13 protein-coding genes and 1 tRNA gene are annotated in these 14,455 nt (G+C 42.3%); 3 read left to right on the top strand and 11 right to left on the bottom strand.

Going from position 1 to position 14,455, the window contains the following annotated elements; translation table 11 throughout:
• Positions 1-234: 234 nt before the first annotated feature.
• The 8 genes from proC to BXO88_RS00365 all read right to left on the bottom strand — a co-directional run bounded on the left by proC (position 235) and on the right by BXO88_RS00365 (position 7,874).
• A complete protein-coding gene (proC, locus tag BXO88_RS00400; protein ID WP_078035820.1) occupies positions 235-1,041 on the bottom strand; it encodes a pyrroline-5-carboxylate reductase in 807 nt (268 codons plus the stop codon).
• Positions 1,042-1,271: 230 nt separating this feature from the next.
• Positions 1,272-1,697 (bottom strand): ATP synthase F1 subunit epsilon, encoded by a 426-nt coding sequence (gene atpC, locus BXO88_RS00395; RefSeq protein WP_078035819.1) that lies wholly within the window; start codon positions 1,695-1,697, stop codon positions 1,272-1,274.
• A 108-nt stretch (positions 1,698-1,805) separates the two neighbouring features.
• Positions 1,806-3,215 (bottom strand): F0F1 ATP synthase subunit beta, encoded by a 1,410-nt coding sequence (gene atpD, locus BXO88_RS00390; protein ID WP_078035818.1) that lies wholly within the window; start codon positions 3,213-3,215, stop codon positions 1,806-1,808.
• Between the two features lie 109 nt (positions 3,216-3,324).
• The gene (gene atpG / locus BXO88_RS00385) at positions 3,325-4,236 is read right to left on the bottom strand and encodes an ATP synthase F1 subunit gamma (RefSeq protein ID WP_044995590.1); all 912 of its coding nucleotides are present in this window, start codon (positions 4,234-4,236) and stop codon (positions 3,325-3,327) included.
• A gap of 72 nt (positions 4,237-4,308) precedes the next feature.
• A complete protein-coding gene (gene atpA / locus BXO88_RS00380; protein WP_078035817.1) occupies positions 4,309-6,360 on the bottom strand; it encodes a F0F1 ATP synthase subunit alpha in 2,052 nt (683 codons plus the stop codon).
• Positions 6,361-6,362: 2 nt separating this feature from the next.
• Positions 6,363-6,869 (bottom strand): F0F1 ATP synthase subunit B, encoded by a 507-nt coding sequence (gene atpF, locus BXO88_RS00375; RefSeq protein WP_078035816.1) that lies wholly within the window; start codon positions 6,867-6,869, stop codon positions 6,363-6,365.
• A 44-nt stretch (positions 6,870-6,913) separates the two neighbouring features.
• On the bottom strand, positions 6,914-7,129 hold the full coding sequence (gene atpE, locus BXO88_RS00370; protein ID WP_029199782.1) for an ATP synthase F0 subunit C: 216 nt from the start codon (positions 7,127-7,129) through the stop codon (positions 6,914-6,916).
• A 58-nt stretch (positions 7,130-7,187) separates the two neighbouring features.
• Entirely contained in the window at positions 7,188-7,874 is a 687-nt protein-coding gene (locus BXO88_RS00365; RefSeq protein WP_078035815.1) for a F0F1 ATP synthase subunit A, read from the bottom strand.
• A gap of 462 nt (positions 7,875-8,336) precedes the next feature.
• On the opposite strand from BXO88_RS00365, the gene BXO88_RS00360 reads away from it, so the two are divergent.
• The gene (locus BXO88_RS00360; protein ID WP_078035814.1) at positions 8,337-9,230 is read left to right on the top strand and encodes a LysR family transcriptional regulator; all 894 of its coding nucleotides are present in this window, start codon (positions 8,337-8,339) and stop codon (positions 9,228-9,230) included.
• A gap of 168 nt (positions 9,231-9,398) precedes the next feature.
• On the opposite strand, the gene BXO88_RS00355 is transcribed toward BXO88_RS00360, so the two are convergent.
• The 3 genes from BXO88_RS00355 to trmB all read right to left on the bottom strand — a co-directional run bounded on the left by BXO88_RS00355 (position 9,399) and on the right by trmB (position 12,106).
• Positions 9,399-11,021: a C40 family peptidase gene (locus BXO88_RS00355; protein WP_078035992.1), complete on the bottom strand. Its 1,623-nt coding sequence runs from the start codon at positions 11,019-11,021 to the stop codon at positions 9,399-9,401.
• 216 nt (positions 11,022-11,237) lie between these two features.
• Positions 11,238-11,310 (bottom strand) — tRNA-Lys (locus BXO88_RS00350).
• Positions 11,311-11,452: 142 nt separating this feature from the next.
• Positions 11,453-12,106, bottom strand: a complete 654-nt coding sequence (trmB, locus tag BXO88_RS00345; RefSeq protein ID WP_078035813.1) for a tRNA (guanosine(46)-N7)-methyltransferase TrmB — start codon at positions 12,104-12,106, stop codon at positions 11,453-11,455.
• A 296-nt stretch (positions 12,107-12,402) separates the two neighbouring features.
• Here trmB and BXO88_RS00340 point away from each other — a divergent pair, with 296 nt between their 5' ends.
• On the top strand, positions 12,403-13,515 hold the full coding sequence (locus tag BXO88_RS00340) for an SH3 domain-containing protein (RefSeq protein ID WP_078035812.1): 1,113 nt from the start codon (positions 12,403-12,405) through the stop codon (positions 13,513-13,515).
• Positions 13,516-13,701: 186 nt separating this feature from the next.
• Positions 13,702-14,412 carry a response regulator transcription factor gene (locus tag BXO88_RS00335; RefSeq protein WP_078035811.1) on the top strand — a complete coding sequence of 237 codons (711 nt, stop codon included), beginning with the start codon at positions 13,702-13,704 and terminating at the stop codon, positions 14,410-14,412.
• Positions 14,413-14,455 lie beyond the last annotated feature (43 nt).

The following is a 14,455-nucleotide window of genomic DNA, read 5'->3' as shown; positions in this document are numbered from 1 at the left end:
ATTGCAAGTATAAGAGCAATGACAATAACCGCTGATATAGTCTTCTTTGCTTTTGGACTCATCATCTTAATTAAATCTCCTTGAAATCCCTTTTGGTATTCAATGTCTAAACCGGCATAATTCTGCCAATATTTTTTATATAATACACTTTTTACGTAATACTTACAAGTTTTTTATCGTTGGGATTAACATATGATGATTCCTGTAAGCGGAATTTAGTCAATATTTAAATGTTTATTTCTCCTGAATAGCCTTTATTGCAGCTATAACCGCTGCTCTTAATCCATATTCTTCAAGGGCCGCGACGCCTCTTATAGTGGATCCTCCCGGAGAGCAGACCTCATCCTTCATTTCTCCCGGATGCTTGCCACTTGAAAGCTGGAGAGCAGCATTACCCTCTATCATGGCAGAAACCATCTCATAGGCTGTTTTTCTCGGAATACCATACATTACAGCCGCATCTGCCATTGACTCCATGAAAAGATCAGCAAATGCCGGACCACAGCCGCATACTGTTCCTGATGCTCCCATAAGCTTAGTATCAACAAATATCAGTCTTCCTAAATTTGAAAGGAGCTCTTCAACAGATTTAAGCTCTTCCTCTGCGAGAGAGTGCCTGTTCTCAGCCACAAATATTCCCTTGTTTATGGAAACAGGAGTATTGGGGCAGGTACAAATTAGATGTGTACCTGTCTTCAGTACATCTTCTTCGAAATATCTTTCAAAGTCATAACCCCATGCTATGGATATAACCACTTTTTCCTCTGACAAAGCTTCTGCAAGAGGAGTAATTACATCCTTTATTTTATTTGGCTTTACCGCTATAAAAACTATATCCGAGGCAGATGCAAGCTCCAGTGGATCCAAAAGCGCATTGATACCGCCCATTTTTTCACATTTCTCACTTAGCTTATCAAAATGTCCCGCCACAGCGTACATATTGGATGCTTTGAATCCTGAATTTATAAGTCCCTGAGCGATGGCTCCTGCCATGTTCCCGAAACCGATATAACCTATCTTAAGTTCATTTATGGTCTTCATAGGGTTTGCCTTTCTATCAAGAGTTCTCTATCCATTTTATAATTTTGTATTGTGGATTTCTATTTCTTTTTGGTTATGATTAGCATTGCCACCGCAATCTGCGGCATAGCACTTCGTGCTACGTGCCGATTATGTGGCATTGCCACATAACAATCCAAAAAAGCAACCTCGCTTGCAAGTAAACTTGCAGCGAGGTTGCTTCCTTGTCTTGTTGCGTTTGCAACGGCTGATCAAATATAGTGTTTCTTTTGGCTGGAGAATTCCAGTCGGGTCAGGGCACGCGCCAGGGCTGACTGGGTCATCTTATATTCTCCTACGGACTGTTTCTGTCTCAGCTGCTCGAGAGCTCTTTCCTTTGCTTCTTCTGCTCTTCGTACGTCGATCTCGTCAGCTGTTTCACAGGTATCTACAAGCACTGTAAGTCTGTTGTTTGCACAGGAACAGATTCCTCCACTTACTACAACGGTCTCCCTTTCTCCTCCCGGCTTCACTATACTCATGGTACCGGTCTCTACGGCAACTATACATGGTGCATGATGCGCCATAAATCCACGTGAACCGGTAAGTGTAATAATCTGCAGATATTCTGCCGGTCCGTCATAAAAGACCTTATTGGAAGCTATTACCTTCAGGCTGAACGTTGGTGTTTCTGCCATTTCAAAACCTCCCATAATCTATTACAAAAAATATCAATATCTCTGTCGCTCACACAGATCAAGGTCACGAAGGCAATTTATCCCCACCGGCATAAACCGCTTCTTTCCTTATATCTTCTTCGCTTCAGCATTTGAGATATCCTGTGCCTTCTTCTTGACATCCTCTATGGTTCCTACATTAAAGAATGCATTTTCAGGATACTCATCCATCTCACCGTCAATGATAGCCTTGAAGCCCTTGACTGTCTCCTCAAGAGGAACATACTTTCCGGGAACACCTGTGAACTGTTCTCCAACAAAGAACGGCTGGCTAAGGAAGTTACGTATCTTACGTGCACGATATACAGTCAGCTTATCCTCTTCGGAAAGCTCTTCCATTCCGAGGATGGCGATGATATCCTGCAGTTCCTTATACTTCTGGAGTATGCGCAAGACACTCTGAGCTGTCTCATAGTGTTCCTTACCGACTATCTCCTCTGTAAGAATTCTTGATGATGACTCAAGCGGATCTACAGCAGGATAAATACCCTGTTCAACTACCTTACGGCTAAGAACGGTAGTCGCATCAAGGTGGGCAAAGGTTGTTGCCGGAGCCGGATCAGTAAGATCGTCCGCCGGTACATATACTGCCTGAACAGATGTTACGGAACCCTCTCTGGTGGAAGCGATCCTTTCCTGAAGCTGTCCCATTTCTGTTGCAAGAGTAGGCTGATAACCTACTGCTGAAGGCATTCTTCCGAGGAGGGAAGAAACCTCTGATCCAGCCTGTACAAAACGGAAAATGTTATCTATGAACAAAAGTACATCCTTATGCTGAACATCTCTGAAGTACTCCGCCATGGTGAGACCTGTCTCCGCAACTCTCATTCTGGCTCCCGGCGCCTCGTTCATCTGTCCGAATACAAGCGCTGTATTCTTGATAACACCGCTTTCTGTCATCTCACTGTAAAGATCATTTCCCTCTCTGGAACGCTCACCTACACCTGTGAATATGGAATATCCGCCATGCTCAGTAGCGATGTTTCTGATAAGCTCCTGAATAAGGACGGTCTTACCTACACCTGCACCACCGAAAAGACCAATCTTTCCGCCCTTTGCGTAAGGTGCCAGAAGGTCTATTACCTTTATGCCTGTTTCCAGAACTTCCTGAACAGGATTCTGATCTTCAAACTTAGGAGGTTTTCTGTGGATTTCCCAACGCTCCTCTGTTTCAGGAGCCGCCTGTCCATCTATGGCATCACCGAGAACATTAAAAAGTCTTCCCAGTGTCTTCTCACCTACAGGAACAGTTATACCGGCCCCTGTATTCTGTACCTCCATGTCTCTCTCGAGACCTTCGCTCGCTGTAAGCATTATGCAGCGAACGGTACTGCGCCCTAACTGCTGGGCAACTTCCATGGTACACTTCGTACCATGATTATCTACTGTAAGTGCGGTCTTGATCTCCGGAAGCGGCGTTGATTCAAATTCAACATCTACTACCGGTCCCATGACCTGCACAATCTTTCCTGTCTGCATATATATCTCCTTATGGCAGCTGACAATGCTTTGCCCTCTGCTCACTCATCAACACTTTACATAAGCTGTTTCTTCCTATATATAAAGCGTACTTCGATTTCTTTATCCGTTACCGTTTTTTCTGGGCTCTCGCTCCTGCTGCTATCTCAGTTATTTCCTGTGTGATGGCAGCCTGACGGGTTCTGTTATACTGGATGCTCAGTTCCTGTCTAAGCTTGTTGCCGCTTCGGTTGGCAGCGTCCATGGCAGTCATTCTTGCATTCTGCTCGGAACAGAAGGACTCTACCAGCGCACTGTATATAAAACCATTGATGTAGTCAGGGATAACATTGTCGATAATTGCCTTAGGTGTAGGACGAAGTCTGAAATCCTCCATTCCTGCCACCATAGGTATCTGATTGTTGCCCAATATTCCGCCATTGATCTTATCGATAGGAAGAAGCTGTTCTGTCTCCGTTACCATCTCCAGAGAATTCTTCATTCTCGTATATACGATATAAACGGAATCTATTTTATCTTCCTGGAAAAGATCCAGCATTCTACCTGTTATAACACGGGCACGATGCAAAGTCGGATTCTGTGCTGTGTACTGGAACTGCTCATCTACATCTACTCCGCTGGAACGGAAATAAACACGTCCCATTTCACCGACCACATATAATCTGTGCTTCGGTCTCTCTCTGAGAAGCTCTTCTGTACGTTTAATTACATTATGATTGTATGCTCCCGCAAGACCCTTATCAGCAGTAACGCAGATAATAGCGGTGCGATAATCAACGGGATCCACTGTCTCACGGAGATTCTCTCTGAGATCGAGATACGGATGAGTGAAATCTTCAGGCAGATGTCTGAGGATTCTCTGAATCATGGTCTGAAGTGTATAAAAGTACGGCTCAGTCTGCTGAAGTTCCGTCTTTGCTTTACGAAGCTTCGTGCTGGAGATAAGATACATGGCATTTGTTATTTTTAAAGTATTATCAATACTCGAGATTCTGTCTCGCAGTTCTCTTATGGTTGCCACTATTTAATCCTCATTATAATCTATTTCTAATTGAGCTATACCGCTCTCGGTACAGCTCAATCATAGTTACAATCACTTTTCTTCTTCAGAAAGCTCAAAATGTCCGTCTTTTTCATCCCAAAGACGCTTAAACTCGTCTGCCACATTAAGGATCTGATTCTTTGAATCATCACCGAGAAGTCTTGAGATCTCGATATTCTTGCCGATCTCAGGATATCTCTGGGCAAAATATGTCAGCATCTTACCCTGGAATTCCTTAACCCTCTTAGGCTCAATATCCATCATCTTATGATTAAGTGAAACCACAAGAGTTATGACCTGATCGCTAAGGGACATAGGAGATCCTAACGGCTGCTTCAAAAGCTCCATCAGTACCTTACCCTGAGTAAGAAGATCTCTTGTATTCTGATCAAGATCTGAAGAGAACTGTGTAAATACAGCCATCTCTCTGTACTGAGCCAGATCGATACGAAGTGATCCCGAAGCTTTCTTCATAGCCTTGGCCTGGGCTGCTCCGCCAACTCGGGAAACAGAAAGACCTACATTAACCGCAGGACGCTGACCTTCGAAGAAAAGGTTTGACTCAAGGAAGATCTGTCCATCTGTGATGGAAATTACATTGGTTGGTATGTATGCGGAAACATCTCCATCCTGAGTCTCGATGATAGGAAGGGCTGTGATAGATCCTCCGCCCAGCTTATCATTAAGATGGCAGGAACGCTCAAGAAGTCTTGAGTGGAGATAGAATACATCTCCAGGATATGCCTCACGTCCCGGTGAACGTCCAAGAAGCAGTGACAGTGCTCTGTATGCTACCGCATGCTTTGAAAGATCATCATAAACGATAAGCACATCGTGTCCCTTATACATAAAGTACTCGGCAAGTGATGTTGCCGAATAAGGCGCTATGTACTGTATAGGTGCAGGATCAGCTGCTGTAGCGGCTACTACGCAGGTATACTTCATAGCATCGTGTTTTCTCAGGTTTTCAACCAGCGCTGCTACAGTAGATTCCTTCTGTCCTATGGCCACATAGATACATATACAATTCTTATCATGCTGATTAAGTATAGTATCAAGAGCTATGGAAGTCTTACCTGTCTGACGGTCTCCGATGATTAGCTCACGCTGTCCTCTTCCTATAGGGAACATGGAGTCGATAGCAAGGATTCCTGTCTGCATAGGCTCATTTACAGGCTGACGATCGATGATTCCGGGAGCCGGCTGTTCTATAGGTCTGTATTCAACCTCATTGATTCCGCCGAGACCGTCTATAGGATTTCCGAGAGCGTCTACAACTCTTCCCAGATAATCGTCTGAAACTCCGATACCTGCCATACGTCCTGTACGGATACCTCTGCTTCCTTCACCAAGACCTGTTTCATCACCGAACAGGATTACACCTATCCTGTCTCTCTCGATATTCTGAACCATTCCCTTTGTACCGTTGTCAAAGGAAATAACTTCACCATACATGGCATGATCGAGTCCGTTAACTATGGCGATGCCGTCACCTATACTCTCAATGAAACCGATCTCCTTCTTCTCCGCCTTAAGATCAAAGTTATTGACACTCTGCTGAAGGATGGTAAGGATATCCGCGTCACTGGTTAGTCCGGAACGTGTCACCTTAAGCTGCTCAAGGAACTGGTTTCTTCTTCCGCTTGTAGACCAGTCATACTGATCATTTCCAACCTCGAGGATAAATCCGCCGCCTAAGCTTTTATCCTCTGTCATATCAAACTCAAAATGTTGAGTATTATATTTATCAAATACAAACTTCTGTATATCCAGAAGCTGTTTTTCAGAAGGTCTGGTTACATATCTAAGCTGAACATGGAGCTGCTTCTCTGCATTGGCACGTATGCTCTTATACTGATCAGCGATCTCCTTCCACATGGAAAGCTTGTTTTCATCACAGAGTTCTTTCAGTATTCCTCTGACTTCTGTAGGAAATACACTATCAACTACATCATTGCGCTTTGCTAAATCTATAGTCGGATCACTGAGCTGAGATGCGGTTTGCGGCAATACTTCAAAAATACGTGAAGTAGCCTTCATCACGCTTGCTGAAACCTGTAACTGAATCAGACGTTCTGCTATTTCTCTGGCATTCAGACTCACTATTATGCCTCCTGATCATTCTTGTTGGTTGGCTGGCTGTTGCTGCTGAGGAACTGATCGAACAGATTCTTGTCATTTGCTGCACTGTCCTGTGAAGCTGCGATCTTATATGCCGCCTCTGCAACAAGAACAGCCATCTGCTGCTGCATCTCGCGCTGCTTCGTCTCAGCTTCCTTTGCTGCCTGAAGCTTTGCATCTGCAAGAATCTTGTCAGCCTTCTTATTGGCATTATTTACGATCTCATCGTATTCCTTTGAAGCCTCAATTTTGGCATTATTTATAGTCTGCTTACGCTCTTCCTCAATGTCATTGAGACCTGCTTCATACTTTGCTTTAAGTTCATTAGCAGCTGTATTTGTCTCCTCTGCCTTCTTATAAGACTCCTCGATCTCAGCCTGACGCTTCTCAAGCACAACACGGATAGGACTGAAGAGGAACTTCTTCATAAGAAAAACAAGTACCAGCAGATTGATGATAGTAAATAATAAATTGATATCTACTCTTAACATGTGTTTTCTTCTCCTGTAATTTCAAATAATTTGACAATATAAAATTATTTAAGGAAGAAAATGCAAAGGATACCAAGAACGAATCCGTAAATTGCAGTTGCCTCCGCAAGTGCACAACCGAGAAGAAGGATTCTCATGATCTTTCCGTCAGCCTCAGGCTGTCTTGCGATTGCCTCTGCTGCCTTACCTGTTGCGATACCGATTGAAAGACCTGCTCCTAAACATGCAAGTGCTGCTAAACCTACACCAATAGCTGTCATGCTCATAAATAATTCTCCTTTAATAATAAAATAATTAATTTAGTTTCTTTTTTAATTTTTATTCTGTTGCGTCCTGAATATAAAGGGATGTCAGGAAAACAAATACATATGCCTGAATGAGTCCGTCAAAAATATCAAAATAAAGACTGAAGATGGCAGGAATACCAACAGGAACTACCATCTTGATAAGCTCCATGATGATAAATGCACCGAGTACATTACCGAACAATCTCATACACAGTGACAAAGGTCTGATAACAAGCTCTAAAATATTAATCGGAGTTACTATAGCTACCGGCTCCGAAAAATGCTTTACCCAGCCCTTCGCTCCCTTTTTCCTGAATCCTGCGATCTCGATAAGGAAGATACTGATAATCGAAAGACCAACTGTTACGTTAAGATCCTTTGTAGGGGGCTTCAATCCAAAAAGCCCGATGACATTTGAAAATCCGATGTAGATGAGAATAACGGAAATTATGGTGCTGTACTGCTTTCCATGTTCTCCAAGAAGTTCCCCGGTAAAGTTATCGAACCATGTGACTATCATCTCAGCCAGCTGCTGACGCTTACCAGGGTTTCTGACCTTCAGATTTGAACCAAGATAAATTGATAATGCAGCAAGCACTGCCATGATCACCCATGTGATAACTGTTGACTCGGCAACTTGAATTCCTCCGAACACCGGAACAGTAAACGCGGTCGATACCTGCAACTGTTCCTGGAGTTCCTCGGTAAAGTGCTCCATTCTACTACCTCCATTCTTAACTTTTATAGTGAATTAAAAGTTCTGATCTATGTTTTTTTACATATATCAAAACTCGTGCGACCTTATTATATTTCCGGTTTTTTAATATTCAAGCCGTATTTTTTACATGTTGCTCATATCAATTTGACATGTATTGTCAGATTTGTTATATTTCGTCTTATAAATTCGATAAAAAATTAGAGTTTTTTGATGATAATTTGTCCTCGAGGATGGAGTTTAAAGCCCGGATTTTTTGCAAATTTTTTTATTATTTTCACCCCATACACTTATATATGCGACAGAAAAAGACAACATATAACCTGTTATCCCATTCATATTAAGAATTTTAACAAGTCTTTTTACTGCTGTTTTTTTCGCTTCTTTACCCTATTAAATTTAATTTTTTATCAAAAGAATTTAATCTTCTTGTTTTTATCGATCTATAGGAGACTATTTATCATTATGATTTCTTATGATTATTACAGGATTTTCTACTATGTTGGAACCTTCAAAAGCTTCACTCAGGCAGCAAAGGTGCTCGGATCCAATCAGCCGAATGTCAGCAGAGCCATGAACCATCTTGAGGAAAGTCTCGGATGTAAGCTTATGCATCGCGGAAAGCGGGGAATTACACTGACTCAAAACGGACAGAGACTTTATGAACACGTAATTATCGCTTTTGAGCAGCTGGAACTTGGTGAAAAGGAGCTTGATAAAGATGTGAATCTGGAATCCGGTCAGGTAACCATAGCCGCTTCCGAAAACGCCCTGAGACTTGTTCTGCTTCCTGTTCTGCATGATTTCAAAAGCAAATATCCTGAAATAAGCATTCGTATTTCCAATCACGCAACTCCGAAAGCAATAAAGACCCTCCAGAACGGCTCTGCGGATTTTGCCCTTGTTACCACTCCCCTTACAGTCCGTGAACCTTTCACCATGGATCCGCTGTTTAATTTCAGGGAAATACCCATAGTTGGACCCGGTTATAAGCATCTTACCAAAAGTCCCATGTCTCTAAAGGAGCTGAACCGATATCCTATCATAAGCGTAGGACGCGATACGGGTACACGTGAGCTTTATGTACAGTACTTTCTAAATCATCAGCTGACTTTTCAGCCTGAACTTGAAGCATCATCAACTGATCAGATACTACCTATGGTTGAAAATGATCTGGGCGTTGGTTTCTATCCAGAGGCACTGGCCGCTGATGCTATAGAACGTGGTCTTGTATACAGGGTTCCTCTGCTGGAACCAATACCGGACAGAACCTTTTGTCTCGTCATAGACAGATCCAGAAATCTTTCCACTGCAGCCGCAAGGCTCATTGACACCTTCGTGACAGAAACAAGGATTTGATTCCAGCTGTATTTATTTTTCAAATTTTTTCTCTTTAAATCAAACGGGATATGACATCATGTTTGCCTTATCTCATCCCGAAATTCCGTCTTATCTGTTTCCGTCGACTGAACTTAGAAAAAAAGCGGTACCGTTCCTTTCGGAACGATACCGCTTTTCTTTTACATATTAACTAAAAATTCTCCATCCAACGATAAAGTGATTTGCCCACCATGATCCCAGTGATCTGTGAACTACACGACCATTAGATGATGACGCATCAATGATGGTTCCGCCACCTGCAACGATTCCAACGTGACCCGATACTACGATTATATCACCTGCCTGAAGCTCGTTATAGGATACTCTCTTGAATCTTCCAGGATTTCTCCATCCTGATGAAGTCATATAAGAAATACCTACTCCTGCCTGATTGAGACACCAGTAAACAAAACCTGAACAGTCAAAACTGTTAGGTCCCTTTGCCCCCCATACATATGGACATCCTATCTTTGATGCAGCAATAGATATAAGGGCCGCAGCTGAACCTGATACTGTCGCTCCACCTGCTCCTACTGCTGAAGTAGAAGGGATCGTAACTGCAGATGTTCCGCCTGTTCCTGCTGCACCGGATGCTGTACCCGATGAGCTGCCTGAGCTTGAGGAACTTGAAGAGCTGCTTGTAGTCGTATTCTTCTTTGCATTTCCGCTGTGAAGAAGTGATATGGTCTTGGCTCCAGCGAGTCCGTCTGCTGTCAATCCGTTTCTTCTCTGGAAATTAGCTACTGCACTCTTTGTAAGCTCTCCAAAGTAACCTGTTGCCTTATCTGATGAAAGGTATCCATACTTCACCAGATACTGCTGAAGTTCCTTAACAGACTCTGACTGCTCTCCGAGACGCATAGCGAACGGAATCGCATTGGGTGAATCCAAAGCTGTTCTTGTATCCGGTCCCAGATATCCGTCTACTACCTGATCGTTTCTGGACTGGAAAGCCTTTATGGCATTCTGTGTTCCCAATCCGAAATTACCATCTGCTTCTCCGTCGAGATACCCGAGATTTATAAGTATCTGCTGATACTTCTTAACCAGATCAGACTGCTCTCCAAGGGCTACAACATTGGCCTTAACTTCATCTGAATACAAGAGATTATATGTACTTGTACCGTATATTCCGTCAGGAGTAAGTCCGTTGGTTTCCTGCAGCTTCTTGACCGCGTTCATTGTAGTTTCATCATATATTCCGTTTATATCAGAGCCGTTGTATAAATATCCCAGATTATATAAACGATACTGAGCATGGGTTACATCATTTCCTTGAAATCCAAGCTTCAGTGCATAATGTGGAGCACTTTCCGACATGATGGCGTCCCATGTTCCAACGCCGCAGATTCCATCCATGGCCATACCTGCCTGTCTCTGAAAGTACTGTACGGCAAGAGATGTGGCCTCTCCATAATATGTTGTAGGTTCATCGGGATCCATATATCCGAGATCCATAAGTCTCTGCTGAAGATCCTTAACTACGGAGTTTATAACACCGACTGTAAGATTAACAGGTGCCAGCTCCTCTGCCGAATCATCCACTGTTACTCCTGCTATAGATGGCAAAACATTGGAATTAATTCCCAATGCGGCTACCATTTCAACTGATTCCGTCTCAGGAGCAGTTGTAACAACTATCTCCGATTCACTTTCTGTTCCTTCGGTCGCACTTATCTGCTGCTCACAACCAGTCATGATAAGCATACTTGCAGTCAGTAACAGTGAAGTTCCTCGCAATAATTTACGATTGAACATAAATATCTCCATTCCTCCGCATTCCTTCGGAGCACAATCTATATCGAGACCTCTTAAGTAATGTCTCTGTGCACGATATGATAGCACACAATTCCACTCCATTAGTCATAAAATTATAACATTACGATTATAATTTCATGTTACTTTATTCTTACAATAAAAAAAACCTTGATTCTCTAAAGAACCTAGGTTTTCCTGGACAACTTTTCGATTTAAGGCAACAAAAAATGCACCTTCAGGGACTTGAACCCTGGACAAACGGATTAAGAGTCCGCTGCTCTACCAACTGAGCTAAAGGTGCATATCTCTGCGCCGTTCCTCACAGCGCTCATTTATATTACAAAATACAATGATACTTGTCAATCATTTTTTGAATTTTTTTCAAAAGGCTGAAATAAAGTGCTGATTTCCACTATTTCAGCCTGTAATTTCTATTACGTATATCACTGTACTGCAATAAGTTTATATATAGGATTTCCCTTTGCAGAAAACTTCTCTTCATACTCGGTCATAATATTTCCTTCATTCATAGAAGGATCATTATGCAGGTCTCTGGTCACCTGAGAAAGCTTCCATCCGGATTCAGGGACAGATTCCAAAGAATAATCAAACAGTCCCATATTATCGGTTTTAAACTCAAGCTGTCCGTCAGACTTAAGAAATTCTCTGTATATCTTCATGAAAACCGGACTTGTCAGACGGCGATTTGCCTGTCTGTCCTTTGGCCATGGATCAGAAAAATTAAGATAAATTCTGTCAACCTCACCAGGTGCAAAAACATCTGCAAGAAGTCTTGCATCTATAGAAATAAAAGTAAGATTAGACAGATCTGTTCCTTCCTGTTCAAGAAGCTCTCTCTTCTTGATAGCCTTAAGTATGACCGTATCATAACGTTCTATACCTATATAGTTGATATCCGGATTTCTAGCTGCAAGAGCCTCTATAAACTGTCCCTTACCCATTCCTATTTCGATTCTTATGGGATTATCATTGCCGAAATATTCTCTCCACTTACCCTTGTTCTTCTCCGGATCATGGGTAACATACTCTGAATTTGCCACAAAATCCTCTGATCCTGTAATATGTCTCAATCTCATATTATATTAACCTTTCTGTAATTATCTCTTTCACATCTCCGTAAAATTTATTTCTACTATGTTTAACATAGAAACCCTTTTTCGGCAAGTACATAAGCTATCGGCTTTGATGTACTAAAAATCAAGCAATTACCTTGTTGTTCCCTTGAAGCTATTTTTGAAATTGGGTATAATAAAAGTAAAATATTCGGGAATATTTAATAAAAAGATGAGTTTTCCGATTCGCAGAATGTCTCTTTTTTCTGTCTCGATTCTCTATTATCTGAATCATTATTTCCGTTAAGGAGGTTTTTTTCATGCCAACGCCAAGAGAAGCTAACATCTGGGGAAAGATTCGTAATGATTTAAGTCAGGCACAACAGAATATATTAAACGGACAATACGGAGAAGCACTTATAATAGACAAGCGTATCCTTAAAGCGCTTGTACGTATGCAGATTGATCGAGCTGTACTTGTGTCCAACAATCTGGAAAATGATATAGATCAGCTCTTTGATAATCAACTTATTTCTTCCCAATCCAGGGACAATTATCATGCCATCCGTATATACGGGGAACAGGCAGAGACCGGAGAAACACCTACATCTCAGGCAGCAAACGAATCCTTTTCGCTTATTCGTGATGAGCTAAATATTTATGTTGATTCATTTCAGTCAAGACCGGCAGCTGCTTCATACGATTCTGCCCAGAACAGACAAGCAGATACTGATACCGTAAGCAGAAATCCTTACGATGGTCGCTACTCAGAACCACAGGTACCTGATCAGCCCTCTGTATCCGCAGGCTATTCTGATTTAAATGCAGTAAATGTTCCTTTATCTTCAGGCTCATCCGATATGAGAGGTAGCGGAAACCGACGTAATGGACGCCCCACCAGACCGCTCAGGGACAGTGAACGTGTTTCCAGAACCTCCGGACGTCGTTCTTCAGCCCAGAGATCCGGACGCTCCGGTCATAATCCAAACCGTAGACTTAAACGTAAAAAGGGAGTTGAATGGGATCTTTATAACATCATGAAGTTTCTCATCCCTATTTCATGTGTGATCCTGCTTATCATACTTATTAAAATCATTAACGGCGGCTCATCAAAGCCAACTATTGAGACAACTCAGGCTCCAACAGAAACAGCTGTAGAGACAACACAGGCTACTATGGAAACCATTCCAGAGACCACAGCTGTTCCCGAGACACCTGCTGTTTCATCTGTATGGGTGACAACCACCGGTGTCAAGGTTCGTACCGAACCCAATACAAACTGTGAGGTACTTGAGGTACTTGATGCAGGAGTGCAGGTTACATACAAGGGTTCTCCTGATGATGAATGGATCATGATCGACTACAACGGTCGTGATGCATATCTGAACAAACAGTTTGTTCAGGAGGTAGCTCAGGAGTCTCCTGCCGCATAACTTGATGGCTGATAAAAGCTTCCGGAACGGTACCGGAAGCTTTTTATTACTTTACTTTTAGGTTGTAAATCTTCTTCTATTGTTCACTCATATTTCCCGCTCTTTGCATTGAACAAATCAATAATGTATAATAATGTAGTTTATTAGTATCCTTGATACTATATACCTGCCAACAGGAGGTTTTTTATGCAGACAATAATCGTATGTGATGACGATAAGCAGATCGTTGAAGCTATATCTATTTATCTGACCGGCGAAGGATTTAACGTCCTTAAAGCGTATGATGGTTATGATGTTCTCGAGATCATGGATCAGCACAAGGTTGATCTTCTGATCATAGATGTTATGATGCCTGGACTTGATGGTGTCCATACAGTCCTTAAGATAAGAGAGTCCAGTTCTATTCCTATCATTATGTTATCGGCTAAAGGTGAGGATAATGACAAGATCCTCGGTCTTAATGTCGGTGCAGACGACTATCTCACCAAGCCCTACAATCCTTTAGAGCTGGTGGCCCGTGTAAAATCTCAGCTCCGCAGATACACCCAGCTAGGTAATATCGGTGAAGCTGATAATAATGACAATATCTATGCCTGCGGTGGTCTCCTCATGAACGATGATACCAAGGAAGTAACGGTTGATGGCAATCCTGTAAAGCTCACACCGATAGAGTACAACATACTTCTCCTTTTAGTAAAAAATGCCGGAAAAGTCTTCTCTATCGATGATATCTATACTTCAATCTGGAACGAAGAAGCCATCGGTGCCGACAACACCGTAGCTGTTCATATTCGTCACATCCGTGAAAAAATCGAGATAAATCCCCGTGAGCCAAGATACCTCAAGGTAGTCTGGGGCGTAGGATATAAAATCGAAAAACAGGATGCAGCTAAATAACATTTCCAATTATTTCTGAACACTTTACACAACATTTCGCCGG

The sequence above is a fragment of the Oribacterium sp. C9 genome (assembly GCF_002007235.1).
In the GTDB taxonomy this organism is placed as follows: Bacteria; Bacillota; Clostridia; order Lachnospirales; family Lachnospiraceae; genus Oribacterium.
The sequence above is the reverse complement of the archived record's forward strand: the minus strand, read 5'-3'. Positions and strand labels throughout refer to the sequence as shown.

Excerpts from the sequence above, each read along its gene's own strand:
- proC (WP_078035820.1), bottom strand. The coding sequence starts at position 1,041 with ATGAAGACCATAAATGAACTTAAGATAGGTTATATCGGTTTCGGGAAC.
- atpC (WP_078035819.1), bottom strand. The coding sequence starts at position 1,697 with ATGGCAGAAACACCAACGTTCAGCCTGAAGGTAATAGCTTCCAATAAG.
- atpD (WP_078035818.1), bottom strand. The coding sequence starts at position 3,215 with ATGCAGACAGGAAAGATTGTGCAGGTCATGGGACCGGTAGTAGATGTT.
- atpF (WP_078035816.1), bottom strand. The coding sequence starts at position 6,869 with ATGTTAAGAGTAGATATCAATTTATTATTTACTATCATCAATCTGCTG.
- atpE (WP_029199782.1), bottom strand. The coding sequence starts at position 7,129 with ATGACAGCTATTGGTGTAGGTTTAGCAGCACTTGCATGTTTAGGAGCA.
- BXO88_RS00365 (WP_078035815.1), bottom strand. The coding sequence starts at position 7,874 with ATGGAGCACTTTACCGAGGAACTCCAGGAACAGTTGCAGGTATCGACC.
- BXO88_RS00360 (WP_078035814.1), top strand. The coding sequence starts at position 8,337 with ATGATTTCTTATGATTATTACAGGATTTTCTACTATGTTGGAACCTTC.
- BXO88_RS00355 (WP_078035992.1), bottom strand. The coding sequence starts at position 11,021 with ATGGAGATATTTATGTTCAATCGTAAATTATTGCGAGGAACTTCACTG.
- trmB (WP_078035813.1), bottom strand. The coding sequence starts at position 12,106 with ATGAGATTGAGACATATTACAGGATCAGAGGATTTTGTGGCAAATTCA.
- BXO88_RS00340 (WP_078035812.1), top strand. The coding sequence starts at position 12,403 with ATGCCAACGCCAAGAGAAGCTAACATCTGGGGAAAGATTCGTAATGAT.
- BXO88_RS00335 (WP_078035811.1), top strand. The coding sequence starts at position 13,702 with ATGCAGACAATAATCGTATGTGATGACGATAAGCAGATCGTTGAAGCT.